The organism is Methylomonas paludis (assembly GCF_018734325.1).
Classification (GTDB): domain Bacteria; phylum Pseudomonadota; class Gammaproteobacteria; order Methylococcales; family Methylomonadaceae; genus Methylomonas; species Methylomonas paludis.
Window position 1 is genome coordinate 3,190,960 of sequence record NZ_CP073754.1, and the last position, 23,781, is coordinate 3,214,740.

General features: G+C 47.8%; 25 protein-coding genes. 20 read left to right on the top strand and 5 right to left on the bottom strand.

Annotated features, from left to right (window positions below):
- Nucleotides 1-6: 6 nt before the first annotated feature.
- From KEF85_RS14515 to KEF85_RS14525, 3 genes are all read right to left on the bottom strand, one after another.
- A complete protein-coding gene (locus tag KEF85_RS14515) occupies nucleotides 7-912 on the bottom strand; it encodes an NAD(P)-dependent methylenetetrahydromethanopterin dehydrogenase (protein WP_215581785.1) in 906 nt (301 codons plus the stop codon).
- A 46-nt stretch (nucleotides 913-958) separates the two neighbouring features.
- Nucleotides 959-1,870, bottom strand: a complete 912-nt coding sequence (locus KEF85_RS14520; RefSeq protein WP_215581787.1) for an NADP-dependent methylenetetrahydromethanopterin/methylenetetrahydrofolate dehydrogenase — start codon at nucleotides 1,868-1,870, stop codon at nucleotides 959-961.
- Nucleotides 1,871-1,952: 82 nt separating this feature from the next.
- Nucleotides 1,953-2,747 (bottom strand): inositol monophosphatase family protein, encoded by a 795-nt coding sequence (locus tag KEF85_RS14525; protein ID WP_215581789.1) that lies wholly within the window; start codon nucleotides 2,745-2,747, stop codon nucleotides 1,953-1,955.
- Nucleotides 2,748-2,841: 94 nt separating this feature from the next.
- On the opposite strand from KEF85_RS14525, the gene KEF85_RS14530 reads away from it, so the two are divergent.
- The 4 genes from KEF85_RS14530 to KEF85_RS14545 all read left to right on the top strand — a co-directional run bounded on the left by KEF85_RS14530 (nucleotide 2,842) and on the right by KEF85_RS14545 (nucleotide 5,714).
- Nucleotides 2,842-3,570 carry an RNA methyltransferase gene (locus KEF85_RS14530; RefSeq protein ID WP_215581791.1) on the top strand — a complete coding sequence of 243 codons (729 nt, stop codon included), beginning with the start codon at nucleotides 2,842-2,844 and terminating at the stop codon, nucleotides 3,568-3,570.
- A gap of 225 nt (nucleotides 3,571-3,795) precedes the next feature.
- Nucleotides 3,796-4,281: a Fe-S cluster assembly transcriptional regulator IscR gene (gene iscR, locus KEF85_RS14535; RefSeq protein WP_215581793.1), complete on the top strand. Its 486-nt coding sequence runs from the start codon at nucleotides 3,796-3,798 to the stop codon at nucleotides 4,279-4,281.
- Nucleotides 4,282-5,388: a cysteine desulfurase family protein gene (locus KEF85_RS14540; RefSeq protein ID WP_215581795.1), complete on the top strand. Its 1,107-nt coding sequence runs from the start codon at nucleotides 4,282-4,284 to the stop codon at nucleotides 5,386-5,388.
- Nucleotides 5,389-5,390: 2 nt separating this feature from the next.
- Nucleotides 5,391-5,714 carry a HesB/IscA family protein gene (locus KEF85_RS14545; protein WP_215581798.1) on the top strand — a complete coding sequence of 108 codons (324 nt, stop codon included), beginning with the start codon at nucleotides 5,391-5,393 and terminating at the stop codon, nucleotides 5,712-5,714.
- A 74-nt stretch (nucleotides 5,715-5,788) separates the two neighbouring features.
- Here KEF85_RS14545 and KEF85_RS14550 read toward each other — a convergent pair whose 3' ends face one another.
- Nucleotides 5,789-6,100 (bottom strand): HvfA family oxazolone/thioamide-modified RiPP metallophore, encoded by a 312-nt coding sequence (locus KEF85_RS14550; protein WP_215581800.1) that lies wholly within the window; start codon nucleotides 6,098-6,100, stop codon nucleotides 5,789-5,791.
- Nucleotides 6,101-6,321: 221 nt separating this feature from the next.
- Between KEF85_RS14550 and def (KEF85_RS14555) the strand changes: the two genes are divergently transcribed.
- The 12 genes from def (KEF85_RS14555) to KEF85_RS14610 all read left to right on the top strand — a co-directional run bounded on the left by def (KEF85_RS14555) (nucleotide 6,322) and on the right by KEF85_RS14610 (nucleotide 17,950).
- The gene (gene def, locus KEF85_RS14555) at nucleotides 6,322-6,849 is read left to right on the top strand and encodes a peptide deformylase (protein WP_215581802.1); all 528 of its coding nucleotides are present in this window, start codon (nucleotides 6,322-6,324) and stop codon (nucleotides 6,847-6,849) included.
- 9 nt (nucleotides 6,850-6,858) lie between these two features.
- On the top strand, nucleotides 6,859-7,773 hold the full coding sequence (locus tag KEF85_RS14560) for a quinoprotein relay system zinc metallohydrolase 2 (protein ID WP_215581804.1): 915 nt from the start codon (nucleotides 6,859-6,861) through the stop codon (nucleotides 7,771-7,773).
- Nucleotides 7,774-7,798: 25 nt separating this feature from the next.
- Nucleotides 7,799-8,632: a quinoprotein dehydrogenase-associated SoxYZ-like carrier gene (locus tag KEF85_RS14565; RefSeq protein WP_215581806.1), complete on the top strand. Its 834-nt coding sequence runs from the start codon at nucleotides 7,799-7,801 to the stop codon at nucleotides 8,630-8,632.
- Between the two features lie 88 nt (nucleotides 8,633-8,720).
- The gene (gene def / locus KEF85_RS14570; RefSeq protein ID WP_215581808.1) at nucleotides 8,721-9,227 is read left to right on the top strand and encodes a peptide deformylase; all 507 of its coding nucleotides are present in this window, start codon (nucleotides 8,721-8,723) and stop codon (nucleotides 9,225-9,227) included.
- A 2-nt stretch (nucleotides 9,228-9,229) separates the two neighbouring features.
- Nucleotides 9,230-10,156 (top strand): methionyl-tRNA formyltransferase, encoded by a 927-nt coding sequence (gene fmt, locus KEF85_RS14575; protein WP_215581810.1) that lies wholly within the window; start codon nucleotides 9,230-9,232, stop codon nucleotides 10,154-10,156.
- Entirely contained in the window at nucleotides 10,153-11,448 is a 1,296-nt protein-coding gene (gene rsmB / locus KEF85_RS14580; protein WP_215581812.1) for a 16S rRNA (cytosine(967)-C(5))-methyltransferase RsmB, read from the top strand. The genes fmt and rsmB overlap by 4 nt, the downstream gene beginning before the upstream one ends.
- A 169-nt stretch (nucleotides 11,449-11,617) precedes the next feature.
- Nucleotides 11,618-12,145, top strand: a complete 528-nt coding sequence (locus KEF85_RS14585) for a DUF4390 domain-containing protein (protein WP_246534966.1) — start codon at nucleotides 11,618-11,620, stop codon at nucleotides 12,143-12,145.
- The gene (locus KEF85_RS14590) at nucleotides 12,127-14,283 is read left to right on the top strand and encodes a sensor histidine kinase (protein ID WP_215581816.1); all 2,157 of its coding nucleotides are present in this window, start codon (nucleotides 12,127-12,129) and stop codon (nucleotides 14,281-14,283) included. Before KEF85_RS14585 ends, KEF85_RS14590 begins: the two co-directional genes overlap by 19 nt.
- Nucleotides 14,280-15,641, top strand: coding sequence for a sigma-54-dependent transcriptional regulator (locus KEF85_RS14595; RefSeq protein WP_215581818.1), 1,362 nt, complete (start codon nucleotides 14,280-14,282; stop codon nucleotides 15,639-15,641). Before KEF85_RS14590 ends, KEF85_RS14595 begins: the two co-directional genes overlap by 4 nt.
- 76 nt (nucleotides 15,642-15,717) lie before the next feature.
- A complete protein-coding gene (rplM, locus tag KEF85_RS14600) occupies nucleotides 15,718-16,146 on the top strand; it encodes a 50S ribosomal protein L13 (RefSeq protein WP_215581820.1) in 429 nt (142 codons plus the stop codon).
- 16 nt (nucleotides 16,147-16,162) lie between these two features.
- Nucleotides 16,163-16,552: a 30S ribosomal protein S9 gene (gene rpsI / locus KEF85_RS14605; RefSeq protein ID WP_215581822.1), complete on the top strand. Its 390-nt coding sequence runs from the start codon at nucleotides 16,163-16,165 to the stop codon at nucleotides 16,550-16,552.
- A 240-nt stretch (nucleotides 16,553-16,792) separates the two neighbouring features.
- Entirely contained in the window at nucleotides 16,793-17,950 is a 1,158-nt protein-coding gene (locus KEF85_RS14610) for a pyridoxal phosphate-dependent aminotransferase (protein WP_215581824.1), read from the top strand.
- A gap of 52 nt (nucleotides 17,951-18,002) precedes the next feature.
- On the opposite strand, the gene KEF85_RS14615 is transcribed toward KEF85_RS14610, so the two are convergent.
- A complete protein-coding gene (locus KEF85_RS14615; protein ID WP_215581826.1) occupies nucleotides 18,003-18,509 on the bottom strand; it encodes a DUF1993 domain-containing protein in 507 nt (168 codons plus the stop codon).
- A gap of 125 nt (nucleotides 18,510-18,634) precedes the next feature.
- Between KEF85_RS14615 and chrA the strand changes: the two genes are divergently transcribed.
- The 4 genes from chrA to yfbR all read left to right on the top strand — a co-directional run bounded on the left by chrA (nucleotide 18,635) and on the right by yfbR (nucleotide 23,750).
- A complete protein-coding gene (chrA, locus tag KEF85_RS14620; RefSeq protein ID WP_215581828.1) occupies nucleotides 18,635-19,978 on the top strand; it encodes a chromate efflux transporter in 1,344 nt (447 codons plus the stop codon).
- Nucleotides 19,979-20,138: 160 nt separating this feature from the next.
- Nucleotides 20,139-22,259 (top strand): spermidine synthase, encoded by a 2,121-nt coding sequence (locus tag KEF85_RS14625; protein ID WP_215581830.1) that lies wholly within the window; start codon nucleotides 20,139-20,141, stop codon nucleotides 22,257-22,259.
- A 16-nt stretch (nucleotides 22,260-22,275) separates the two neighbouring features.
- Nucleotides 22,276-23,085, top strand: a complete 810-nt coding sequence (locus KEF85_RS14630; RefSeq protein WP_215581833.1) for a DODA-type extradiol aromatic ring-opening family dioxygenase — start codon at nucleotides 22,276-22,278, stop codon at nucleotides 23,083-23,085.
- Between the two features lie 59 nt (nucleotides 23,086-23,144).
- The gene (yfbR, locus tag KEF85_RS14635) at nucleotides 23,145-23,750 is read left to right on the top strand and encodes a 5'-deoxynucleotidase (RefSeq protein WP_215581835.1); all 606 of its coding nucleotides are present in this window, start codon (nucleotides 23,145-23,147) and stop codon (nucleotides 23,748-23,750) included.
- The last annotated feature ends 31 nt before the right edge of the window (nucleotides 23,751-23,781 follow it).

Genomic DNA, 23,781 nt, shown 5'->3' on the forward strand with positions numbered 1-23,781 from the left:
GATGAATTAGACCAGAGTGCGGGCCTGATTAAATGCCTCGCGAAAATCCAGGTAAACCGGGCTTTCAGCCTTTAACAGGGCCTGCAGCATAGCCTGCTGAAGCTGGTATTTAACATTACCGACGGCCAACGGACCTACACCGACGGCACCTGGCGCCTGAACTGCATGCAGCAAAGGAACGGCAAAGTCTTTCAAGCCTACCCCCTCTATACCCGCCGGGGGTACTGCATTGACATCGCCGGCAACCTTAAGCTGAGCTGCCTGTGACAACACAGCAGCATTGACAACTCTAATACCGGCCTTGGCTGTACAAAAAATGATATCGGCCTCAGCAATTAAAGCTGCTTTCTCAGCGTCATTTCTAGCCAAAGCTCCGCTCAGCGTAGAACCAAAACGCCGGTTATACTGCTTGGCAGCATCGTTGGCACCATCCAGAGACAAGTGGTCAACCAATACCGTATCCGCACCTTGCAGTGAGGCAATCACACCGGTAGCCAGCCCTACCGGACCGGTACCGCCGAACACCAGAGCCCGACTACCGGCCAACTCTTTGCCGTGCTGAGTTTTGAGCGCTTTTTCGACACAGGCAACCAGCGCAGCTGCCGTGGTGTAAGCCCCGCTGGGGTCGGCAAATACCGATACATGAAACGGCGGCACCATAGCAGATTTGCAGGCTTCCAGCATATCAACAGCCATGCCGATATCCCTACCACCTATAAAAATAGCCGTTCTTTTAATACCTGCCGGACTCCGGGAAAAAATTGCATCCTGGGTCAGATTATGAATACTTTCCAATTTGACATTGGAATAGGGCATCAACACATCAAAATCGGCATCAAGCGCCATATTGACATCAAACGGGCTATTGTTCGGCATGGGGTCGAACATATGCAATATGCTACGTTTAGACATTTTCACCTTACCCTCGGCCGCAGGTACTCCCTGAGGTTTAAAAAGACTATTTATTCGTTGAATTAATAAATTCACGAGCTACTTCGAAAGCATGTTCAAAATGTAGAAAAATCGGCTTGTCGCTTTCCAACATTCTTTTCAACAATCGACTTTGCGCTTGATATTTAATATTACCAATAGCCAATGCACCTATGCCCACTGCACCACTTTTGGAGCCTGCCAGTGGCTTGCCGTTATCAAAAGCGTCCAGACCGGCTATACCGGAAGGTGGAACAGCATTGACATCAGCCGCCACTTTTAACTGTGGCGCAGCTGCGATTAATTCCGCACTTAACAATTCGATACCGGCGGCACCGGTAGCAAACACGATGTCGGCCGTTTTCAAGTATTCGGCTTTATCTGCATCCAAACCGGCAGTAATAGTAATTTTGCCATCACCCAGTTCTTGGCTGCATACATCTGCTATATGCTGAGCCTTATCCAACTGTCGGCCTATAATTCTGACATTAGCACCCGCTTGAGCAGCGATAACACTGGCAGCTTGTCCGACTGGACCAGTACCACCCAAAGCTAATACGTTTTTACCAGTCAGCGTGGTATTGAATTTTGTATTTAACTCTTTCTCAACAGCAGCAACCATACCGGCAGCCGTGGTGAAAGCACCGCTGGGATCAGCAAAGACCGAAACTTCAAAAGGCGGCACCATGGAGTTTTTGGCCATTTTCAGCATGTCTATCGCTTGTTTGGTTTCCCGCCCACCTATAAAAATAGCGGTACGCTGCAAACCTTTAGGGCTACGCGAAAATATAGCATCCTGTACCAGTCCTCTCACTTCGCTAGGCTCAACATTGATATAGGGTACTGCCGAGATCCAACCTGCATCCAGAGCCATATTGACATCAAAAGGACTGAGATTTTTGGCTGTAGTCAGCATGTGAAGAATAAAGGGTTTATCCATGTTGGCCTCTTGTAATTTTGGTTAGCCGTTTAGTATAAAATAAAATGATATGGGGCGCTAATTTTCAAATATCGACATGCCTTTACTTCAGGTTATCAGGCACGTGCGGTTCAATGGCATGATACATGAGCTGATGCATCCGCGGATTGCCGACGATAATATTGCCCGACTGTAAATATTTATCATTAAAAGAAAAATCAGTGGCAACCCCACCAGCTTCCTGTACCAATAAAACACCTGCGGCAATATCCCATTCCTTGACCCCGATTTCCCAATAGGCATCCAAACGACCACAAGCCACATAGGCCACATCCAATGCCGCAGCACCGGCGCGACGTATTCCGGCTGAATCGGCTGAGATGCTCCGAAACATGGCAAGATAAGGCTCCAAATTGACCATGGTTTTGAACGGAAACCCAGTGCCTATTAAGGCACCGCGCATACTATTCTGTTTACTGACCCGAATGCGCCGACTATTCAGCATAGCACCGCCGCCGCGCTCAGCTGTAAACAATTCATCACGACCAGGATCATAAATAACACCCAATTCCAGCCGGTTCTTATATTTTAAGGCAATCGAAACAGCATATTGCGGAAAACCATGCAAAAAATTGGTCGTACCATCCAGCGGATCAATGACCCAAACATAGTCGTTACCGGCATGGCTGCCGCTTTCTTCCGCCAAAATGGCATGATCCGGAAACGAACTGCGAATTTGTTTAATGATCTCCTGTTCAGCCATTCGATCAACTTCAGAAGCATAATCGTTACGACCTTTTTGATCGATAGTAATTTTCCCGATATTCTGGGAAGAACGTTGGATCAAGTCGCCAGCACTCCGCGCAGCGCGGACGGCGATGTTTAGCATGGGATGCATAGATAGAATTGATAATGAGCAGTTAGAAAACTCCGATAGGATAACAAATCTTTTGCTAGAATCGGTTACTTTTTAGATATAGAGCTAAATAGCCTTGCTGTCAAATTTTAAAGTTGTCCTGGTGGAAACCTCGCACCCTGGTAATATTGGTGCGGTTGCCCGAGCCATGAAGAACATGCAAATGCATGAACTGCGCTTGGTAACACCCAAGTTTTTCCCGCACGCCGATGCAACTGCCCGCGCCTCTGGCGCTGACGATGTATTAAAGTCTGCCTGCGTTTATCCAGACCTGCCTGCCGCTATTGCCGATTGCCGGATAGTGCTCGGCGCTAGCGCCCGGGACCGAACTATAAGCTGGCCGGCCTTAACAGCCAGACAATGTGCAGAAAAATGGGGCGGCAATCCGCACAACTCCCCAAATATCGGCTTGGTATTTGGTCGCGAAAACTCCGGCTTGAAGAATCATGAACTGGATTTATGTCACTATCTGCTGCGCATCCCTTGCAATAAAGCCTACAGCTCTCTCAACCTAGCCGCCGCCGTACAGGTGGTTTGTTATGAATTGTTTGTTGCATCCGGCCAGGAGCAAACCACTAATGTCGGTGATCAAGGCGAAGTACCCATTGCCACAACTGAACAAATGGAAGCATTTTATCTGCATTTACAGCAAACCATGGCTGATATAGGCTTTCTGCATCCAGAGCGGTCTAAATCAATTATGCGGCGGTTAAGACGGATTTTTAACCGCACCCAGTTAGATACAAAGGAACTGGATATTTTACGGGGCATACTGCGCTTTTCCCAAAATCATAATACTAAATAAGCGACACGATCGGCACCAGAGATAACGGGTTGTCTAAGCCATCCACACTAATACCGCTGTATTCAAAAAAGCAGACCGCGATCAGAACTTAAATAGGTAAAAAAAACTATTTAATGCTAAGCCGGTTACAAAATAAAGGTTTAGCCCGAATAATACTTGACCAAATTACTAGGTTTATTTATAGTTCCCCCTATATCTTTCAGGTTTATTAAAGGGGCTATCTCTATGCGGCTTACAACTAAAGGGCGTTACGCGGTTACAGCAATGCTGGATTTGGCATTTCACAGCCAAACCAGACCTGTCACCTTAACCGATATCGCCACCCGGCAAACCATTTCTTTATCCTATCTTGAACAACTGTTTGCGCGAATGCGCAAAGCCGGCATGGTAAAAGGCGTGAGAGGCCCTGGCGGCGGCTATACCTTAAGCCGTGATGCCCATGACATCAATATTGCTGACATAATTGAAGCGGTAGACGAACCAGTGGACTCAACCAAATGCGGCGGTAAATCCAATTGTCATAATGATCAACCCTGCCTGACCCATGATTTATGGATGGGCTTGAGTGAACAGATTAGGGCTTACCTGAAAGAAATCAGCCTGGGCCAACTTCTGGAAAGAGATATGGTCAATGAAGTTGCGAAAAGACAAGCTGAACATGTTGAACAAGTTATTGAAATTCAACACCGGCCGGAACGCAAATTGGCATAAATGATCTATTTTGATCACAATGCCACTACACCTGTTGACGAACAGGTGGTGGAAGCCATGCAGCCGTATTTGCACAGCATGTTCGGCAACCCGTCCAGTCTTTATCGTTTAGGCCGCATAGCCCGTAGTGCGATAGACACGGCTCGTGAACAGCTGGCCGCCTTGGTGGACTGTGAGCCCGGTCAGATTATTTTTACCAGCGGCGGCAGTGAAGCCAATCTACTGGCTCTGGCTAATGTCGGTAATTCAGGATTCATTTCCAGCATAGAGCACCCTTCGGTTGTTGAAAATACCCGGCGTGCTCAGCAACGCATCGGTATACTGGAAGTGGATGACTGTGGTCTGATCAAACAATCTGCCCTGACCCAAGCCAATCTGCAAGCCGGTGACTTTGTCTCGATTATGCTGGCAAACAATGAAACCGGTGTGATTCAGGACATTGCCGAGATAGCGGCCGAACTTGTTGCAGCCGGTGTGATTGTGCATAGCGATGCTGTGCAGGCTCTAGCCAAGATGCCTTTATCGTTTAAGAAACTAGGCATTCATTTAATGAGTTTATCCAGCCATAAAATCTACGGCCCTAAAGGTTGCGGCGCTCTGGTGGTTGCCAAGGACTTGCCAATTCAGGCAGTCCAACACGGCGGCGGCCAGGAGTTCGGCTTTCGGGGCGGCACTGAAAATGTCGCAGCGATAGTCGGCTTTGGCAAAGCGGCCGAAATAGCCGCTAATCAATTGACCGCACGCATCACCAAACTGACAGCACTCAGACTCAGCCTGGAACAGCAATTAAAAACCATACCCGGCTTAGTCATTTTTGCTGAGCATGCCCATAGACTGGCAAATACAGTGCAATTTGGCATTAATGGCAGCCAGGGCGAAATGTTATTGATGCAGATGGATAAGTTGAATATTGCCGTTTCCAGCGGTTCGGCCTGCGCAGCCGGCTCCGGGGAGATCAGTCCGGTACTGGCAGCAATGGGCGTACCGGCAGAATTAGCCAAGGCAGCGATTAGGGTAAGCCTGGGCAAAGATAATAATGAACAAGAAGTTAATGAATTTGTCGAAGCGCTGAAGTCTCAGCTGAACATCGATAAAAATGGAGATTAATAATGAGTATTACTGTAACAGAGAGTGCTGCCAAGCAAATCCAAAAACAGCTCAGTAACCACACAAGCAGTGTGGGACTAAGACTGGGCGTTAAGACTTCCGGCTGCTCCGGCTATGCTTATGTTTTAGATTATGCCAATGAAATTGCTGGCGATGATATTGTATTTAACCAGCATAACGTCAAGGTATTGGTCAAAGCCGAAGATCTGGATAAATTAGCCGGTATTGAGCTTGACTACGCCAAAGAAGGCTTTAACGAAGCCTTTAAATTCAATAACCCGAATGTGACCGGCGCTTGTGGTTGCGGAAAGAGTTTTTCCGTTTAAGCTTCTGCAACTGACATCAGTCTGATTTTAAATCAAACCTGATGTCAGCCCGAACAATGTATTAATTGAACCGATTATTTGCCGGCAGGTTTCTCTGGAGCAGGTGCGGCAGGCTTACTGACTGCACATTTTCCTTCAATGGCTTTTTTGTCGCTTGCTGCGCTTTTTTTGGCCATTGCCGCGCCGCATTTACCTTCACCACAGCTGCCGTCTTTCATTTTATCGTGAGCATCGGCATCGGCTTTAGCTTCTGCTGTTACCATATAACCTGAACCCAGATCCGACAAGGCAAACGGATTAGTCTCGGCTTGAGCAATATTGACAGCCAACGGTAACAAGCTTGCGCCCACAGCTATCGCAAAAGGGGTTTTATGCATTTTTTTCATTATGCCTCCTGATTAAAAAATTAATTATAATTATTGCAAATATCGCTAACCGACATTTCAGCGGATTTGGGGGAATAGCTTAAGCCCTGGCTTAAAAAGCTGATACGCTTCGCGATGAAAGTCCTTATACCACAAATATTGGCAGATACCGCAAACATTAGCAACTTCTAATAAGCCATAGTATACTGTCGCTTTTTTAAATCCTAACCCGTTGCAACCCTATGCCAACTAACCTGAAGATAGCCCAATTAGGCGACGCGGTGTTACGCGAAATTGCCAAACCTATTGACGATTTCAGTTGCGCTGAGTTCAAACTATTACTGAGCAATTTGCAAAATAAGATGCAAGAGGCCAATGGTGTAGGCATTGCTGCGCCACAATTAGGCATATCGCAACAAATCGTGATTATTGCATCGCGGCCTACCCCGCGTTATCCCAACGCCCCATTGATTGAACCTATCGTCATGATAAATCCCAGCTTTACCATAGTGGATGACACTACCCATAAAGATTGGGAAGGTTGTTTGAGCGTACCAGGAATTCGGGCACTTGTGCCCCGATTTAAGGCTATTGAGGTCAGTTATCAAACCCCGCTGGGTGAAGTACGCAAAATTGGTCTGGCCGATTTTCCGGCGCGAGTTTTTCAACACGAGTTCGATCATTTACTGGGTATGGTGTATTTGGACCGGGTCGAAAATAATCGTGACATTATTGCTGAGAGCGAATTTTTCAAACGTATCGCTGCTTAGGAACAATACATGAAATTTTTAATATTCATTGGGGGCTTGGTCTTAAGCCAAGCCAGCTTGGCTGTCTCGGCCTTACCAGTCAGCCAAATTGCACCCGGGATTTATTTTCATCAATCCGCACATCACTGGCCAGATCAACATAATCACGGCGAGATAGCCAATCTTGGATTTATTGTTGGCGATAAATGTGTTGCGGTTATCGATAGCGGCGGCAGTCCGCAACAAGGCATAGCTTTACGTAATGCCGTTAAACAGGCTACCGACAAACCCATCTGCTATGTCATCAATACCCATGTACATCCCGATCACATCTATGGCAATCTGGCTTTTAAGCAACCCGGCGTGCAATTCATCGGCCATTACAAACTGGCGCGAGCAATGGCCAGTCGCGGCAATCATTATTTGGGCAGAGCCGCTGAACTGCTGGATATTCATGTTAATCAGGACAATATCATTCCGCCGGATCTGCAGGTAAAAGACCAGATGCGCGTAAATCTGGGCAATCGAGAGCTATTGTTGACGGCTCACGCCAGCGCCCATACCGATAATGATTTGAGTATTTACGACAAAACCACCAATACCCTATGGTTGGCAGATTTATTATTTCTGGAGCATATTCCAGTAATAGACGGCAGCATCAAGGGCTGGATCGCCGAACTAGAAAAGCTGGAAAAAAACCATTATCAGCTGGTGATTCCAGGGCACGGGAAACCGGTACAAAACTGGCCTGCGGCCATGCAAGCTCAAAAAACCTATTTAACCAGCCTGAGGAATGAAATCAGAAATATGCTTAAACAGGGCAAAACCCTGGAACAGGCGGTCGACCAGGCTGGCTTAAACGCCAAAGGTGACTGGCAGCTATATGATGAATTTCATCGCAAAAATGTCACCATTGCCTATGCCGAACTGGAATGGGAAGACTAATCCACTATAAGAATAAGAGATAATCATGCACCCACGAACCAAAATTACCTGCTTGTTATTGTTATTGGTTTTACCGATGCTGGCAACTGCGGAAGGCGATGACGAGACCTGGAACAATGTATTAAAAACCCAATTTTTTGCTGGCAAAACCATAGCAGAGTCGGACTCGGTCATTACCTTGGAAGCGCCTTACCGCGCCGAAGACCCGGCTATTGTGCCGATCAGGGTCAATAGCCAGTTCGCCCAATCCAAAGACCGTTACATCAAAAAAATTTGGCTGTTAGTGGATAAAAATCCGTTTCCGTTTGTCGGCGAGTTCGAATTTTTCCCCGAAAGCGGTAAAGCCGATCTGGCGTTACGGATCAGAGTAAATACATACAGCAATATCCGGGCGATTGCCGAAACCAATGACGGCAAATTCAGCATGACCAAAAAATTTGTCAAAGCCAGCGGCGGCTGTTCTGCACCGATAGGTGCTGATCTGGACGCCGCTATGCAACGTTTGGGAAAAGTGAAATTCCGGGTTGATGATGACATCAAATCCGGGCAACCAGCTTTGACACAATTGATGATCAGTCACCCTAATTTAACCGGGATGCAAATTGATCAAATGACGCGTTTTGTCAAAAAATCACATTTCGTCGATCAGTTAAAAGTCAGTTTTAACGAAAAACCGGTGCTGAATGCCAAAATCGATATCGCTATTAGTGCCGACCCTAACTTCCGGTTTTATTTCGTCCCCGACAAAACCGGCATATTGAAGGCTGAATTCAGCGATATTTCCTGTGAATCGCCGGTGAGTCGAGATGCCTGTAGTAAAGGGCGAAATTACGCAGAAACTTATACGGTGACCCCATAAAACTAAGCACTCCCGACAGTCCAACCAACAAACCCAGGGTAATTTCAGCTAAAATCTATCAATTAAATTTTAGTGAGTGGAGTGTTGGGTGAGTATTTTAAACATCCTGGAATTTCCCGACAAACGGTTACGGACAGTGGCCGCCGAAGTCAGTGTGGTTGACAGCGAAATTCAGGCCTTGGTGGATGATATGCTGGAAACCATGTATGTCGCCAAAGGGATAGGCTTGGCGGCAACTCAGGTTAACGTGCATAAGCGCGTCATTGTGCTGGATGTCAGTGAATCTAAAAATGAGCCGCTGTGTCTGATCAACCCCAAAATTATCGCGCAAGACGGTGTTGAAGAGGGTGAAGAAGGTTGTTTGTCAGTACCCGGCTTTTTTGAAACAGTCAGCCGAGCTGAACATATCAGAGTCAGAGCCTTAAACCGTAATGGTGAGGAGTTTGAGCTGGAGGCCGACGATTTATTGGCCGTCTGCATTCAACATGAAATGGATCATTTGCAAGGCAAACTGTTTGTCGACTATTTGTCCACGTTCAAGCGTAACCGCATCAAGGCCAAGCTGGAAAAAATCCACAAAGCCGAAGGACATTAGTCATGAAAATTGTTTTTGCCGGCACACCGGAATTTGCCGTACCCAGCTTACAGGCGCTGCTTGATTCCGAGCATCAACTGTGTGCCGTTTACACCCAGCCGGATCGCCCGGCTGGGCGTGGCCGCAAGCTGACTGCCAGCCCGGTGAAGACCCTGGCTTTGAGTGCGAATATCCCGGTTTACCAACCGGAAAACTTTAAGCAAACCACTGATATAGCCAACTTGGCTGCATTCCAGGCCGATTTAATGGTAGTGGTTGCTTACGGAGTAATTTTGCCGCAGAAGGTACTGGATATTCCGCGCTATGGTTGTATTAATGTGCATGGTTCTTTATTACCGCGCTGGCGCGGCGCGGCCCCGATTCACCGAGCTGTAATGGCAGGCGACAAAGAAACCGGAGTAACTATCATGAAACTGGTGAAAAAACTGGATGCCGGCGATATGCTGCTGAAAATAACCTGTCCTATCACTGTCGACTCGACTTCAAGCAGCTTGCATGACCAATTGGCAGATATGGGAGCCCAGGGATTACTGCAGGTGATTAAGCAAATCGACCATGGCAAAAGTATTGCAATTGTACAGGACGAAGCTCAGGTCACTTATGCACATAAACTTGATAAAGCCGAAGCTGTACTGGACTGGCAGGAATCGGCCGAGGTTTTGGATAGAAAAATTCGCGGACTAAATGCCTGGCCAGTAGCCCAAACCCTGTTCAATGGTGAGGTGTTACGCATCTGGCGCGCCGAAATTGTTGAGAATGCAGTTCCACTGGCACCAGGCCAGATCGGCAACCAAGCCCAGGCTCTGGATGTTGGCACTGGAGCCGGCGTATTACGTTTACTGGAAATACAGTTACCGGGCGGCAAACGCATCGCCGGCAAGGATTTTCTGAATGCTCATCCGGCCAACGGCGTCAGGCTGGGCATATGAATTCAAGAGGCATTGCAGCGGAAATTCTGGCTCAGGTTATTGGTCATGGTCATTCATTGACAGCGGCTCTTGCCACAAGCCTACCTAAACTCAAAGAAAACAAGGACAGGGCTTTTGTTCAAGCCATTTGCTATGGTGTGATTCGGCATTATTTTGCGCTGGATTTTATTCTGGCACAATTGCTCAGCAAACCATTAAAAGCTAAAGACAGCGATATCAAGGCATTATTACTGATTGGCATCTATCAATTGCAAGCCATGCGAGTGAAATCGCATGCCGCTGTTTCAGAAACGGTGGCGGCAAGCAAGCATAAACCCTGGGCCAGGTCTTTGGTGAATGCTGTGCTCAGGCAATATTTAAGGGATACAGAGAACCTCCAACAATCTTGCCATACTGATCGTCAAGCCAGCCTGAACCATCCGGACTGGCTGGTTAATGCCCTGCAACTATGCTGGCCTGAACAATATCTGCAAATTCTGATCGCCAACGACCAAGCCCCGCCTTTGACCCTAAGAGTGAATACCTTACAGGGCAGTCGTGATGAATATCTGGATTTGCTGAACAGTCAGGGCATTGCCGCACAAACTGTGGATTTTTGTGATACCGCCTTAGTATTGGATCAACCGTTGGCTGTTGAACAGCTGCCCGGATTTTTGGAAGGCCGGGTATCAGTGCAGGATATAGCTGCACAACTGGCTGCCGAACTACTGGACACCCAAGCTGATCAGCAAGTTCTGGACTTATGTGCCGCACCTGGCGGCAAAACGGCTGCCATTCTGGAACGCCAACCACGAGTAAAATCAGTACTGGCTGTGGATATAGATGCGCAACGTCTGAGCCGGGTAAATCAGACACTTTCCAGGCTGAACCTATCGGCAGAAATGCTGGCTGGTGATGCCTGTCACCCCGAAAACTGGGCAGCAGGCCGCCAATTCGAACGCATCCTGCTGGATGCGCCTTGTTCAGGTTTGGGGGTAGTACGTCGACATCCAGATATTAAATTACTCCGCCGTGAATCCGATATAGCCAGCTTACAAGACTTGCAAGCTAGAATCTTACTGGCTGCCTGGGATCTGTTGAAACCAGGCGGTATACTTTTGTATGCCACTTGTTCGGTGCTGAAACAGGAAAATGAACTACAAATCGCCGCTTTCCTACAAAACCATACAGATGCCTTTGAAATCCCGATTGACGCAGCATGGGGCGAAGCCCGACCTTTTGGCCGGCAAATTTTGACCGGTACCGCGCAAATGGATGGTTTTTATTATGCCAGACTCGGCAAAACTGCTTAGAATTTAGCGGGAGGGGCTTGGCTGCTATTCCAGGATTAGGCTACACTGCAAACCAAGCAAATAGATTAGGCACTTAGGTATCATGAAACACTTTCGGCATAGTTTGTCTGGCGCAGCGAAGATACCGATAACCCTAAATTTGATTTGCCGCGGGCTAAGTTATGGCCTATTGTGTTTTACGCTGTTTCACCCCAAACCCGGCCTGACCGACAGCTTTGCCGCCCAGATTATTTCGGCAGAACTACAATCCACTCCCGAAGGCTACAATGTCCAGGCTGAAATTGGCTATCAGCTTAGCCCCAACACCAAAGAAGCCTTGCATAAAGGCGTACCTTTGGCTTGGGATGTCTTGATTAAAATCAGCAAAATCGGCTGGTTATTTAATACTGCCGTTTATGAAAAACGGCTACCTTACGTACTGCAATTTCACGCCTTACTCAATCAATATGAAGTGAAAAGCCCGATCAGTCAGGTGGAAATGTTTTTGAGCCTGAATGCCGCACTAAACTATATGGCAATCGTGCATGATCAACTGCTTATCGATCCTGAGTTAATGCCCCCCGGCAATCGATACCAATTGTCGGTAAAAACCGAATTCAACCGCGAATTTCTCCCTGTTCCGTTACGCCCGGTAGCTTATCTGAACAGCCAATGGTTTCTCTCCAGTGATTGGTTTATATGGCCTATTCCAAGATAAAATTACCCGCCAGCGTTTCCATCATCATATTGTTTGGTTTTGTGCTGTTGTCGCTACAACTAATGAGTAGCGCCACACAGGAGTCTTCCCAATTGGGGGAAATGTACTCCTGGCTATTAGTGATTAATACGCTCGGCTCCATCATTCTGTTGGGCTTGGTGGTAGTTAATGCCTATTCGCTAATCCGTGAACTGAAAAAAAAGGAAGCCGGCTCCAAACTGACAACACGCATGGTATCGCTGTTTGTGTTGTTGGCGCTGGCCCCGGCGGCTATCGTATTTTATTTTTCCGTACAGTTTCTGCATCAGGGCATAGACAGCTGGTTTAATGTGGAGATAGACCGGGCCATGGATGATGCGCTGGAGCTCAGTCAATCTTCACTCGCCCAACGCATGAACTGGCATATCAAACAAACCCGACAACTGGCCACAAAACTACAGGATAAGCCCGAAGCGTTAATTGCGCTGGAAATTGCTGATTTACGTGCCGAATCAGGCGCAATGGAAGTGGCAGTGTTTTCCAATCAGGGTCATATTCTGGCTTCCAGCAGCGCCAACCCCAGCGAAATTTTACCGCACATGCCGGATGAACAAATCTGGCTGCAATTACGTCAGAACAAAGAATATTTTGCCTATGCGCCAACTGATAACGAAGAAATGCTGGTGCGCATCATATTGCCGATTCAGCGCAACCAGAACCAATTCCTCCAGGTGCTGTATCCGGTACCTATTCGGGTAACCGATCTGGCGGATTCAATTGAATTTGCTTTTATTCGCTATCAGGAAATGACGTTTTTACGCGATTCGCTAAAGACCAGCTTTTCACTGATACTGTTATTGGTGCTGTTATTAAGCATGTTGGCGGCAATTTGGGTTGCCTTTATCAGTATTCGCAATATTGTCGCGCCCGTCAAAGAGCTGGTTAAAGGTACCCAGGCAGTCGCCAGCGGCGATTATCAACAACAATTACCAGTCATGAGTCAGGACGACCTGGGCTTTCTGGTGGAATCCTTTAACCAGATGACCCGGCGCATTGCCCGCTCCCGTGATGAGACCCGTTCAGCCGGTGTTGAGGTAGAAAATCAGCGCGCTTATCTGGAAACCATTCTGGCCAATTTAACGGCCGGAGTCATCAGTTTTGATGCCGATTTTTGTATCCGCACAGCTAATCAGGCGGCGTACCGAATTTTGCATATCCCGGTCAGCCATTTTGTTGGTCAAACCTTGCTGACACTGGCAGCCAATCATGACGAACTGGCCGATATGCTGGTTAATATCCAGCATCTACTGCAAAAAGCCGATGACATCTGGGAACAGCGTGTAGTATTTCTGGGCGCAAACGGCCGTCAGGAGTTGTTATGCCGGGGTACCCCCTTATTCGCGCAGGACGGCAGTCGTACCGGGGCTGTGGTAGTATTCGATGATGTCACGGATTTGATCCAAGCCCAAAAAAACGCAGCGTGGGGCGAAGTGGCACGGCGCTTGGCGCATGAAATCAAAAATCCACTGACACCGATACAATTGTCCGCTGAACGTTTACAGCATAAGCTGGCTAAGGAATTGAATGAAAATTCTGCAGAATTTTTGCAACGCGGCACTCGCACTATTGTGCAACAAGTAGAAGCCATGAAGCGTATGGTTGATGATTTTTCTGAATATGCCCGACCATCCAAAAAACTGGTGGAAAAAATCAATCTGATTGAACTGATACAGGAAGTGTTAGCCTTATATACTCCATCAGGTATCGTTTTTCGTACTGTCTATCCGGTGAGTCGGGTAATTGTGGAAGTAGATCCGGTCAGTATCCGCCAGGTTTTGCATAATTTGATCAAAAACGCTCAGGAGGCCACCGGGCCGCAATGCCAGATTGATATTAAAATCAGCAAAACCAAGCGTAATAATGTAGACGTGGCGGAATTAGCGCTTTACGATAATGGCAGCGGCCTGAATGCCGAACAAATCGAAACCATTTTTGAGCCTTATGTAACCAGTAAAACCAAAGGTACCGGCCTGGGTCTGGCTATTGTTAAGAAAATTATTGAGGAACACGGCGGAGCGATTTGGGTGGATAAATCATATAATCACGGGGCTGGCTTTGTTATCCAGTTGCCGGTCTTTGAATTTGGGAACAATGCATGAATAAGCAAGCACCTTATATTCTGGTAGTTGACGATGAACAAGACATTCGTCAATTAGTCTCGGAAATTCTGGAAGATGAGGGATACGAAGTGGCGATGGCAGAAAATGCCAGTGAGGCCCGTCGCTTGAAAACCCAACGAATGCCGCATCTGATTTTACTGGACATCTGGATGCCGGACAGCGACGGTATCACCCTGCTTCGGGAATGGGTAGCAGAAGATGATGCCTTATGTCCTGTCATTATGATGTCTGGACATGGCTCGGTAGAGTCGGCGGTCGAAGCAACCCGACTCGGCGCTTATGATTTTCTGGAAAAGCCTTTATCGCTGGCTAAATTATTACTGATTGTCGAACGAGCCTTGGAAACCAGTTCTCTGCAACGTGAGAATGCCGGTTTAAAACAGCAATTAATGATTAATGTTGATCCCATCGGCAAAAGCGCGGTAATTGAACGCACCAAGGACAAAGTGAAACGCCTGGCCCAACATGATGCCAGAGTGTTATTTGTCGGCGAGGCCGGAGTTGGTAAAGAATTATTCGCGCGTTATTTACACAATAACAGCCCACGCCGCGACGGCCCGTTTGTTGATGTTTCGGTGGGCAGTATTTCCCCGGAAAACTCTGCCGTTGAATTTTTCGGTAGAGAGGATAGCGGTAGAATTTATCGCGGCCTGCTGGAACAAGCGCATCGCGGCACGCTGTTTTTGGGTGAAATCGGGGGTATGGACCCGGAAACTCAAACTCGGCTGCTCAGCGCCCTGGAATCCAGCTCATTTTTGCGGGTGGGCGGCAGTCAGACCGTGCGGGTTGATGTGCGGGTGGTGGCTTCAACGCGCATGGCGCTGGATGAGGAAGTAAACAGTGGCCGATTCCGTCAGGATTTGTACTATCTGCTAAATGTGGTGACACTGGACATTCAGGCGCTGCGCGAACACAGTGAAGATGTACCGGCACTACTGAATTATTATGTTGATCATTTTGTGATTCATGAAAAATTACCGTTCCGGCGTTTTTCTATGGCAGCACAAAATTATTTGCGTAACTACAATTGGCCGGGTAATATCCGCGAATTGCGTAATCTGGTGCAGCGCCTGATGATATTGGGTGCAGGTGATGATATAGAGCTGGATGAAGTCAAAACCGCTTTGGGGTCGATAGCCGAACAGCCCAAGCTGGGCTTGAATGTACCGGAGTTTTTTAACCTGCCGTTAAAAGAAGCCAGAGATCATTTTGAGAAGTCTTATCTGGAATATCACTTTGAAAAAACCGGTGGCAGCGTAGCTAAACTGGCCTCGGCAATCGGCATGGAACGCACCCATTTATACCGTAAACTGCACTCCCTGAAAATTAAACTATAAATAAACTTGAAGTCAACGGCTTATTTGAGTAGAATTCCCCTTCTTTATATGGCCTCAACAGATTTAAGAAGCAAAGATGAAAACATTTAGTGCAAAGCCCGCAGAAGTTAAGCGCGATTGGTACGTGATTGATGCAGAAGGAAAGACGCTAGGTCGCCTTGCTACTGAAATTGCACGACGTCTTCGCGGTAAACATAAACCAGAATACACTCCTCACGTTGATACCGGCGATTATATTATCGTTGTGAACGCGGAAAAAATTGGCGTTACCGGCAACAAAGAAAAAGATAAAATCTATTACCATCATACTGGTTATGTCGGCAATATGAAGTCTGCTTCTTTGGGCAAACTCAGACAAACTTTTCCAGATCGCATCATCACTACTGCAGTACAAGGTATGTTGCCTAAAAATCCTTTAGGCAGAGCGATGTTCAAAAAATTGAAAGTTTACAGAGGCCCTGAGCACAATCACCAGTCTCAGCAACCTAAAGTTTTAGATTTATAAGCAGGTAGATTAGTTTATGGCAACTCAATACTATGGAACAGGTCGTCGCAAAAGCGCCATCGCACGCGTTTACGCCACTTTCGGTTCAGGACAATTTATCATCAACAAACTGCCTGTTGATCAATACTTCGGCCGAAAAACCGACGAAATGATTGCCAGACAACCGCTGGAATTATTGGGCAAAACTGGTGATTTTGACATCAATATTATCGTTACCGGTGGCGGCCCTTCAGGCCAAGCTGGCGCAATCCGTCACGGCTTAACCCGCGCATTGATTGAGTTTGACGAAGTATTAAGATCACCGTTAAGAAAAGCCGGTTATGTAACCCGTGACGCTCGTGAAGTTGAGCGTAAAAAAGTCGGTTTACACAAAGCCAGAAAACGTCCTCAGTACTCAAAACGTTAATCGTTTCATGCTGGACACAAAAAAGCCGCTGCAAAGCGGCTTTTTTGTGTCCGCTTGATCAGAAAAACCCCGGTCTAATCTGTTTGGGTCAAAATTGTAAGGGCGACCGGTTGTCATCGACACCATCTTGACTTAATCTAGCAGCTCATACCGCCACCAATGTCAAATACCGGCTAGCGTTGAATACAATCACGCCGGCATACCACATAGAACAAGTCACTTTAAAAAAGGAACAGCAAAATGACTTTTAAATTAGCAAATCGTCTGGCAGGTTTACAGCCTTCTGATATCAGACACATGACCCGTGAATGCGAAAGACTGGGCGGGATCAATTTAGGCCAGGGTTTAGGCGATCTGGCAGCTCCGGCACTGGTGAGAGAAACTGCGATACAGGCCATACAGAATGGCGATAACACTTACACCCAATCTGAGGGCATCGTCCCACTAAGAAAAGCAATTGCCGACAAAGTACGCCAGGATAATAATCTGGAGGTGGATTTTGCCACTGAGATTGTGGTCACCAACGGCACCACTGGTGCATTTGCCGCAACGCTGGCGGCCTTTCTGAATCCCGGTGACGGCATTCTGATTCTGGAACCCTATTACGGCTACCATCTCAATACGATTTTATTGAATAGTCTGGAGCCGCAATTTTTGACACTGGCGGCTCCGGAATTCAATCTGGTGGAAGCTGATCTGCGTAATGCCATACGCGCCAATACCAAAGCCATCATAGTCTGCACACCGTCAAACCCAAGTGGAAAAATGTTCAGCGTCGAAGAATTGCTGATTATTGACCGAATTGCCGAGGAATTTGATTTACTGGTGATCACCGACGAGATTTACGAACATATTACTTATGATGATCGCCGGCATGTGTCACCGGCCAGCATCGGCAATCTGAAAAAACGCACGGTGAGTATTATGGGATTTTCCAAAACCTTTAGCATTACCGGCTGGCGTCTGGGTTATGCAGTTGCAGACGCGCCACTGGCTAAAGCCATCAACCTGGTCAACGACTTACTCTATGTCTGTGCGCCTGCCCCTTTGCAATTCGGCACCGCTGCTGGTTTGACAGGGGATCGTGAATTTTTTCACAGCCTGAAACATGAGTACCAGCGCAAGCGCGATATTATTTGCGAAGGCCTGGAACGCGCCGGACTCCAGCCTTTGTTGCCGCAAGGCGCTTATTACGTACTGGCCGATATATCGAATCTGGGCTATACCAGCGCCAAAGCAGCCGCACTGGCCGTACTGGAAAAAACCGGGGTAGCCAGCATTCCCGGCAGTGCATTTTTTCACAGTGCTGCCGGGGAAAATTATCTGCGTTTTTGCTTTGCCAAGGATGATGCAACCTTAAAAACCGCTGTAGATCGTTTACAACTTTTACGGCAATAAGGATATACCCGTCCAGACACCTTAGACGTTTGCCTCAGCTGGGCAGATTGTTTTAGTAACTGCCCAAGAAATCGGCTTTGCCGATTTCCACACCATTATGACGCAAGATGGCGTAGGCAGTAGTGACATGGAAATAAAGATTGGGCAGCACGTAATTCAGCAAATAAGGCTGGCCTAAAAAGTTAAGTTCACGACTGGGTGTGCGTACCGTAATTGGCTTTTGTTCACTACCTTCAATTTGTTCCGCACTGACGGTTTGGATGAAAGCAATGGTTTTAGCAATCCGCGCCTGTAATTCGGCAAAACTGGCCTCCTTGTCTTCATAACTGGGCAATTCGATACCCGCCAAGCGCGCGGCTCCGCCTTTGGCAATATCAGTGGCTATTTGCACCTGACGGCTTAAGGGATACATATCAGGTGCCAGACGGGCATTAACAAATATGCTTGCGTCAATTTTTTTGGCCTGGGCATGCTGCTCTGCTTTGTCAAGGATAGCTGCGAGATTTTCCAGTGCTCTGACAAAAACGGGGATAGAAACTTGGTATAGACTGATAGACATAGGGGTTTTCCGGTTGTTAATAATGCAGCAATAGGACAGATTGCAGTGAAACTAATTCATTTTGGCTATGATTAACCGCAGTTTCAGAGTATTTATGGAGGCTGAAAATTAAGCGTGCGAATTTAATGACTGAGCTTGAAACCACAGATGATAAAGCCGTAGCGCCGGAGTTTATCAGTTTTCAGGAAGCTTGCCGGTATTGGTTTAAGCTGGGTTGGGTCAGTTTTGGCGGACCGGCAGGACAGATAGCCATGATGCATCTGGAATTGGTGGAAAAGCGTCGCTGGCTGACCCAACAAAGTTTTCTTCACGCCCTGAATTACTGCATGTTGCTGCCCGGCCCGGAAGCTCAACAACTGGCAACTTATATAGGCTGGCTGATGCACGGCAAACTGGGTGGACTGGTAGCCGGAAGTTTATTTGTGCTGCCCTCGTTTTTAATCTTGCTGAGCCTGGGCTGGATTTATTTGAGCTTTGGCCAGCTCGGCATCATGAGCGGTATTCTGTATGGCATTAAACCGGCAGTAACGGCGATAGTGCTGGCTGCGGCCTGGCGACTAAGCCGCAAAATCTTGAGCAATATAGGGTTATGGGGAATGGCAATTGCAGCTTTTCTGGCTATTTTTGTTTGGCATACCCCGTTTCCGTTAATTGTATTGAGCGCAGCTCTGCTGGGAGCCGGCGCCGGGCATTTTTATCCAGGTAAACTTAATGGCGGCGCTACCCATCAGCAGAAAGTATTACCTATCATTACCGGACAACGGCAGGTACCGGCTCATGCAATATTTCGCTGGCGATCTTTTTTAGGCACTATTGCCGTAGGTTTAGCCTTGTGGCTAGCAAGTATGGCTGGTCTGTACGGGCTATACGGCTGGGATGGAGCCTTGACGCAAATGGCCTGGTTTTTTACCAAAGCAGCATTGCTGACGTTTGGCGGCGCTTATGCGGTACTGCCTTATGTGTATCAGGGAGTGGTAGAGCATTATCAGTGGCTGACCGCAAATCAGATGATGGATGCCCTGGCGTTAGGCGAAACCACACCGGGCCCGCTGGTGATGGTACTAACTTTTGTCGGCTGTGTGGCGGGCTGGAGTCAAGCTGTGTTTGGCCCTGAGCATTTGTTTCTGGCCAGCGCGGCAGCGGCTATATTAGTCACTTATTTTACGTTTTTACCCAGTTTTGTGTTTATTCTGGCCGGCGGGCCGCTGGTGGAATCCAGTCAGGGAAATCTGAAATTCGGCGCCGCTTTAACCGGCATCAGTGCCGCTGTATGCGGAGTGATAGTGAATTTGGCGGTATTTTTTGCCGTACCGGTATTTTGGCCGGGACATATTGATGTGTTTGCACTAACCCTCGGCGCCGGCGCTTTACTGGCACTAATACGCTTTCAAGCCGGGGTCATAAAGGTTATTTTAGGTTGCGGACTAGCCGGGCTTGGGCACTGGATAGCTGGGGCATGGCTGTTTTGAACACTGACAATCGCCCGTTGAACCCAAAAATCAAGCAGATTCCGTAGCCTTTTTTTCAAATTAAGGATGTAATAAAATTTGCCCACCGGCAAAACTGTGACCGGCTAATAAAAATAATAACTAAGATCTACTGGCCTGTTAAGGGCTTGAGGGGGACTTTGTGGTCAGAGATTTTGCGCTGCGACTGCCGAGGAAAATTGACGGCGGTAAATTGCGCTGGGCTTGGTATGCATTTACTATATTTTGGGGGGCTTATCTGTTATTTCAGATTGAGCCCTTGATAGGCAAGTTTATTTTACCCTGGTTCGGCGGCAGCCCTGCGGTTTGGACCAGTTGTATGCTGTTTTTTCAGGTTTTGATGCTCGGCGGCTATGCATACGCACATCTGATTCTGGATAATTTTGCGGCCAGCAAACAGGGCTTAGTCCATATTGGCCTGTTATTGCTGAGTCTGTTGGTACTGCCGATTGCGCCTGCAGCCAGTCTGGAACCCGCTGCCGCGGCTGAGCCTATGCTGTCGATTCCTTGGTTATTGCTGCGTAGTATCGGTTTGCCGTTTTTGGTGCTGGCAACCACCAGCCCGTTATTACAGGCCTGGTTTGTCAGGGTCTGCGCCGGAAGTTCGCCTTACCCGCTGTATGCCTTATCCAATATAGGCTCTTTGCTGGCTTTGTTGAGCTATCCGTTTCTGGTTGAACAGTATTTTCGGCTGGGCGAACAAACGCTCAGCTGGTCCTGGGCTTATGCTTTGTTTATCCTTGCCTGCGCCGGTCTGGCCTTTGATTTTCATAAACAGGCCAAAGCCGGCTTGATCTGCGCCACACCGCTAAATCCGGATAATACCCCCCTGCCTGCCGATAACTTGCCACACTGGCTAAAATGGTTTTTGTGGCTGGCTTTGCCGGCTGCCACTTCGGTTTTATTATTGGCAGTGACTAATGAATTATGTCAGGATGTAGCCAGCGTACCGTTTTTGTGGATAGTACCGCTAAGCTTTTATCTGATATCGTTTATTTTCTGTTTTGCCCGGTTCAACTGGTATCGGCGGCGCATTTTTATTCCAGCTGCCATCTCCGCAGCAGCAGCAATGGTTTATGCCTTGTATCAAAGTTCGCATATCAATCTGCCTGGACAGATTGCTATTTATAGTTTCGGCCTGTTTTTCTGCTGCATGATTTGTCACGGCGAGTTATATCGCTGGCGACCACATCCCGCTCAGCTCACCGCTTATTATCTGGGAATTGCCGGCGGCGGAGCCTTAGGTGGCTTGTTTGCTGCCTTGGCCGCACCACTGCTGTTTAAACTGTATCTGGAATTTCATATTGGTTTATTTGCCTGCTTTGCCTTGTTGTGGTTGAGCATTGCCCTTGATAAACAACTGTTACCGGATAAGCGCCACAACTACCTGATGCACGGTCTGGCGCTAATATTACTGGGAGTGTTGGGTAAATATCTGCTGGCGCATGTTTATTATGCCGGCAGCGCCCAAATTGCTCTGGAGCGCAATTTTTACGGTGTATTACGGGTGGAAGAGCGCGACCATGAGCAAGTTGATCAGGCACGTCGGGTCCTGCGCCACGGTGCGATAGATCATGGTTTTCAATATCTGGCCGAGACTAAACGCCGCTTGGCTACCGCTTATTATTGGCCGGGCACAGGCGTGGGTTTAACCTTAACCAATTTTCCGCGCCAACAGCAGCGCCGGATCGGTTTGGTGGGTTTAGGCGTGGGTACGCTGCTGGCCTACGCCAAAACCGGTGATTATTTTCGGATTTATGAAATCAACCCGCAGGTAATCGAGTTTGCCCAACAGTATTTTAGTTTTATCCAGGATGCACCGGTCAATCTGGATATTATCAGTGCCGATGCTAGACTGGCGCTGGCCCAGGAAAGCCCACAACATTTTGATGTGTTGGCTCTGGATGCCTTCAGCGGTGATGCCGTACCCATGCATTTGCTGAGTGACGAAGCCATGCAACTGTATTTCAGGCATTTGCAACCGGACGGCGTATTGGCGGTACATATTACTAATCACTACCTGAATTTTCGGCCTTTACTGGCCGGCTGGGCGGAACAAGCGGGTTATGACTATGTGGTTGTCCACGCCCAGCCGCCGGCTGACCAACCGAATTTATATCGGGCCGATTGGGCTTTACTGACACGAAATCGGGCATTTTTGCAAAGCCCTGCCATTACAGCGGCGGCAGAACCCAGACAAAGCGGCGGCAAACGAGTAGTATGGACGGATGATTTTTCCAATTTATTCAGTTTGTTAAAGTAAAGAGAAATATTTAATTATGAATCAATATCTTGCTCCAGTGCTTTTCATTCCGCACGGCGGCGGGCCGCTGCCTTTACTGGGTGATGCCGGTCACGTGGAATTGGTGGAATTTCTCCGCGCCTTACCGGCCAGTCTGGCTAAGCAACCGGCTGCTATTTTAGTCATCAGTGCCCATTGGGAGGCTACCCAGGCCACCATTACCCATGCCGATAAACCGGCACTGATTTATGATTATGCCGGATTTCCGGAAGCCTCTTATCAGATTACTTATCCTGCAGTGGGCAATCCTGATTTGGCAAAGCAGGTATTCAGGCTATTAACTGAACATGATATTCCGGCCAGCCTGGACAATCAACGCGGCTTTGATCACGGTTTGTTTGTACCCTTGAAGCTTATGTATCCGCAAGCCGATATTCCTTGTTTGCAATTATCGCTGGTCAATCACCTTGATCCCGAGCTACACCTTAAAATTGGCCAGGCATTAGCCGTTTTGCGCAAACAAAATATTCTGATTTTAGGGTCAGGGTTTTCTTTTCACAATATGCGGGCATTTTTTAGTCACTCGGCGGCCGATAATGCCAAAAATCAGGCGTTTGAGGATTGGCTGATCGAAACTTGCTGCGCTGACGAGTTGACTGCAGCAGAACGCAAAGCCAGGTTGCTGAACTGGCCATTAGCGCCTTTTGCCGGGTTTTGCCATCCCAGAGCCGAACATTTACTGCCTTTGCATGTCTGTTTGGGTGCCGGCGGCGCTACTCCGGCGGAATTGGTATTTGCCGGATCAATACTGGGCAAGCAGGCCAGCGGATTTTTGTGGCGGTCTTGAGGTATGATTAACACGCCAGCACGACCCAGTTTTTAATCTATCCCAGGCAGCACCCACCCATGTCAAAAACCACCATTTCCAGCAGCTTTTATGCCTATCTGGCCCGCTTGCGCTGGATAAAACGTTGGGGACTAAAGCGTAACGCCCATGAAGAAAATGTCATGGAACATAGCTGGGAGGTGGCAGTAATTGCCCATACCCTGGCCCTGATTAAAAATCGATATTTTGACGGTGACTTGGATGCCAACGCGATTGCCACGGCAGCGCTGTATCATGATATTACCGAGGTGATCACTGGTGATTTGCCGACACCAATCAAATATCATTCACCGGCCATTTTTGAGGCTTATAAACAGATTGAACAACAGGCCGAACTGGAATTGCTGAATTTGTTACCCGATGCCTTGCAAGCGGATTTTAGACCGCTGATACAACATCAGCACTTGCCGGCAGCACATCAACAGCTTATTAAAGCTGCCGATAAAATCTCGGCTTATCTGAAATGTCAGGCAGAGCTGAAAGCAGGTAACGGCGAGTTTGAATTGGCTGCCCAGCAATTGGTCAGCAATATCCATGAGTTAAATCAACCGGAAGTGGTATTGTTCATGCAGGCTTTTGTGCCCAGCTGCGGCCTGACCCTGGATGGCTTGATGCAAACCAATTAATCGGACTGATTGGTGTCACTACTTGCTAAGT

Coding starts and splice junctions, on each gene's coding strand:
- KEF85_RS14525 (WP_215581789.1), bottom strand. CDS start 2,747: ATGCATCCCATGCTAAACATCGCCGTCCGCGCTGCGCGGAGTGCTGGC.
- def (WP_215581802.1), top strand. CDS start 6,322: ATGCCAACTAACCTGAAGATAGCCCAATTAGGCGACGCGGTGTTACGC.
- KEF85_RS14520 (WP_215581787.1), bottom strand. CDS start 1,870: ATGGATAAACCCTTTATTCTTCACATGCTGACTACAGCCAAAAATCTC.
- rsmB (WP_215581812.1), top strand. CDS start 10,153: ATGAATTCAAGAGGCATTGCAGCGGAAATTCTGGCTCAGGTTATTGGT.
- iscR (WP_215581793.1), top strand. CDS start 3,796: ATGCGGCTTACAACTAAAGGGCGTTACGCGGTTACAGCAATGCTGGAT.
- KEF85_RS14515 (WP_215581785.1), bottom strand. CDS start 912: ATGTCTAAACGTAGCATATTGCATATGTTCGACCCCATGCCGAACAAT.
- KEF85_RS14590 (WP_215581816.1), top strand. CDS start 12,127: ATGGCCTATTCCAAGATAAAATTACCCGCCAGCGTTTCCATCATCATA.
- fmt (WP_215581810.1), top strand. CDS start 9,230: ATGAAAATTGTTTTTGCCGGCACACCGGAATTTGCCGTACCCAGCTTA.
- rpsI (WP_215581822.1), top strand. CDS start 16,163: ATGGCAACTCAATACTATGGAACAGGTCGTCGCAAAAGCGCCATCGCA.
- KEF85_RS14610 (WP_215581824.1), top strand. CDS start 16,793: ATGACTTTTAAATTAGCAAATCGTCTGGCAGGTTTACAGCCTTCTGAT.
- KEF85_RS14560 (WP_215581804.1), top strand. CDS start 6,859: ATGAAATTTTTAATATTCATTGGGGGCTTGGTCTTAAGCCAAGCCAGC.
- KEF85_RS14540 (WP_215581795.1), top strand. CDS start 4,282: ATGATCTATTTTGATCACAATGCCACTACACCTGTTGACGAACAGGTG.
- KEF85_RS14615 (WP_215581826.1), bottom strand. CDS start 18,509: ATGTCTATCAGTCTATACCAAGTTTCTATCCCCGTTTTTGTCAGAGCA.
- KEF85_RS14565 (WP_215581806.1), top strand. CDS start 7,799: ATGCACCCACGAACCAAAATTACCTGCTTGTTATTGTTATTGGTTTTA.
- yfbR (WP_215581835.1), top strand. CDS start 23,145: ATGTCAAAAACCACCATTTCCAGCAGCTTTTATGCCTATCTGGCCCGC.
- rplM (WP_215581820.1), top strand. CDS start 15,718: ATGAAAACATTTAGTGCAAAGCCCGCAGAAGTTAAGCGCGATTGGTAC.
- chrA (WP_215581828.1), top strand. CDS start 18,635: ATGACTGAGCTTGAAACCACAGATGATAAAGCCGTAGCGCCGGAGTTT.
- KEF85_RS14545 (WP_215581798.1), top strand. CDS start 5,391: ATGAGTATTACTGTAACAGAGAGTGCTGCCAAGCAAATCCAAAAACAG.
- KEF85_RS14550 (WP_215581800.1), bottom strand. CDS start 6,100: ATGAAAAAAATGCATAAAACCCCTTTTGCGATAGCTGTGGGCGCAAGC.
- KEF85_RS14595 (WP_215581818.1), top strand. CDS start 14,280: ATGAATAAGCAAGCACCTTATATTCTGGTAGTTGACGATGAACAAGAC.
- KEF85_RS14630 (WP_215581833.1), top strand. CDS start 22,276: ATGAATCAATATCTTGCTCCAGTGCTTTTCATTCCGCACGGCGGCGGG.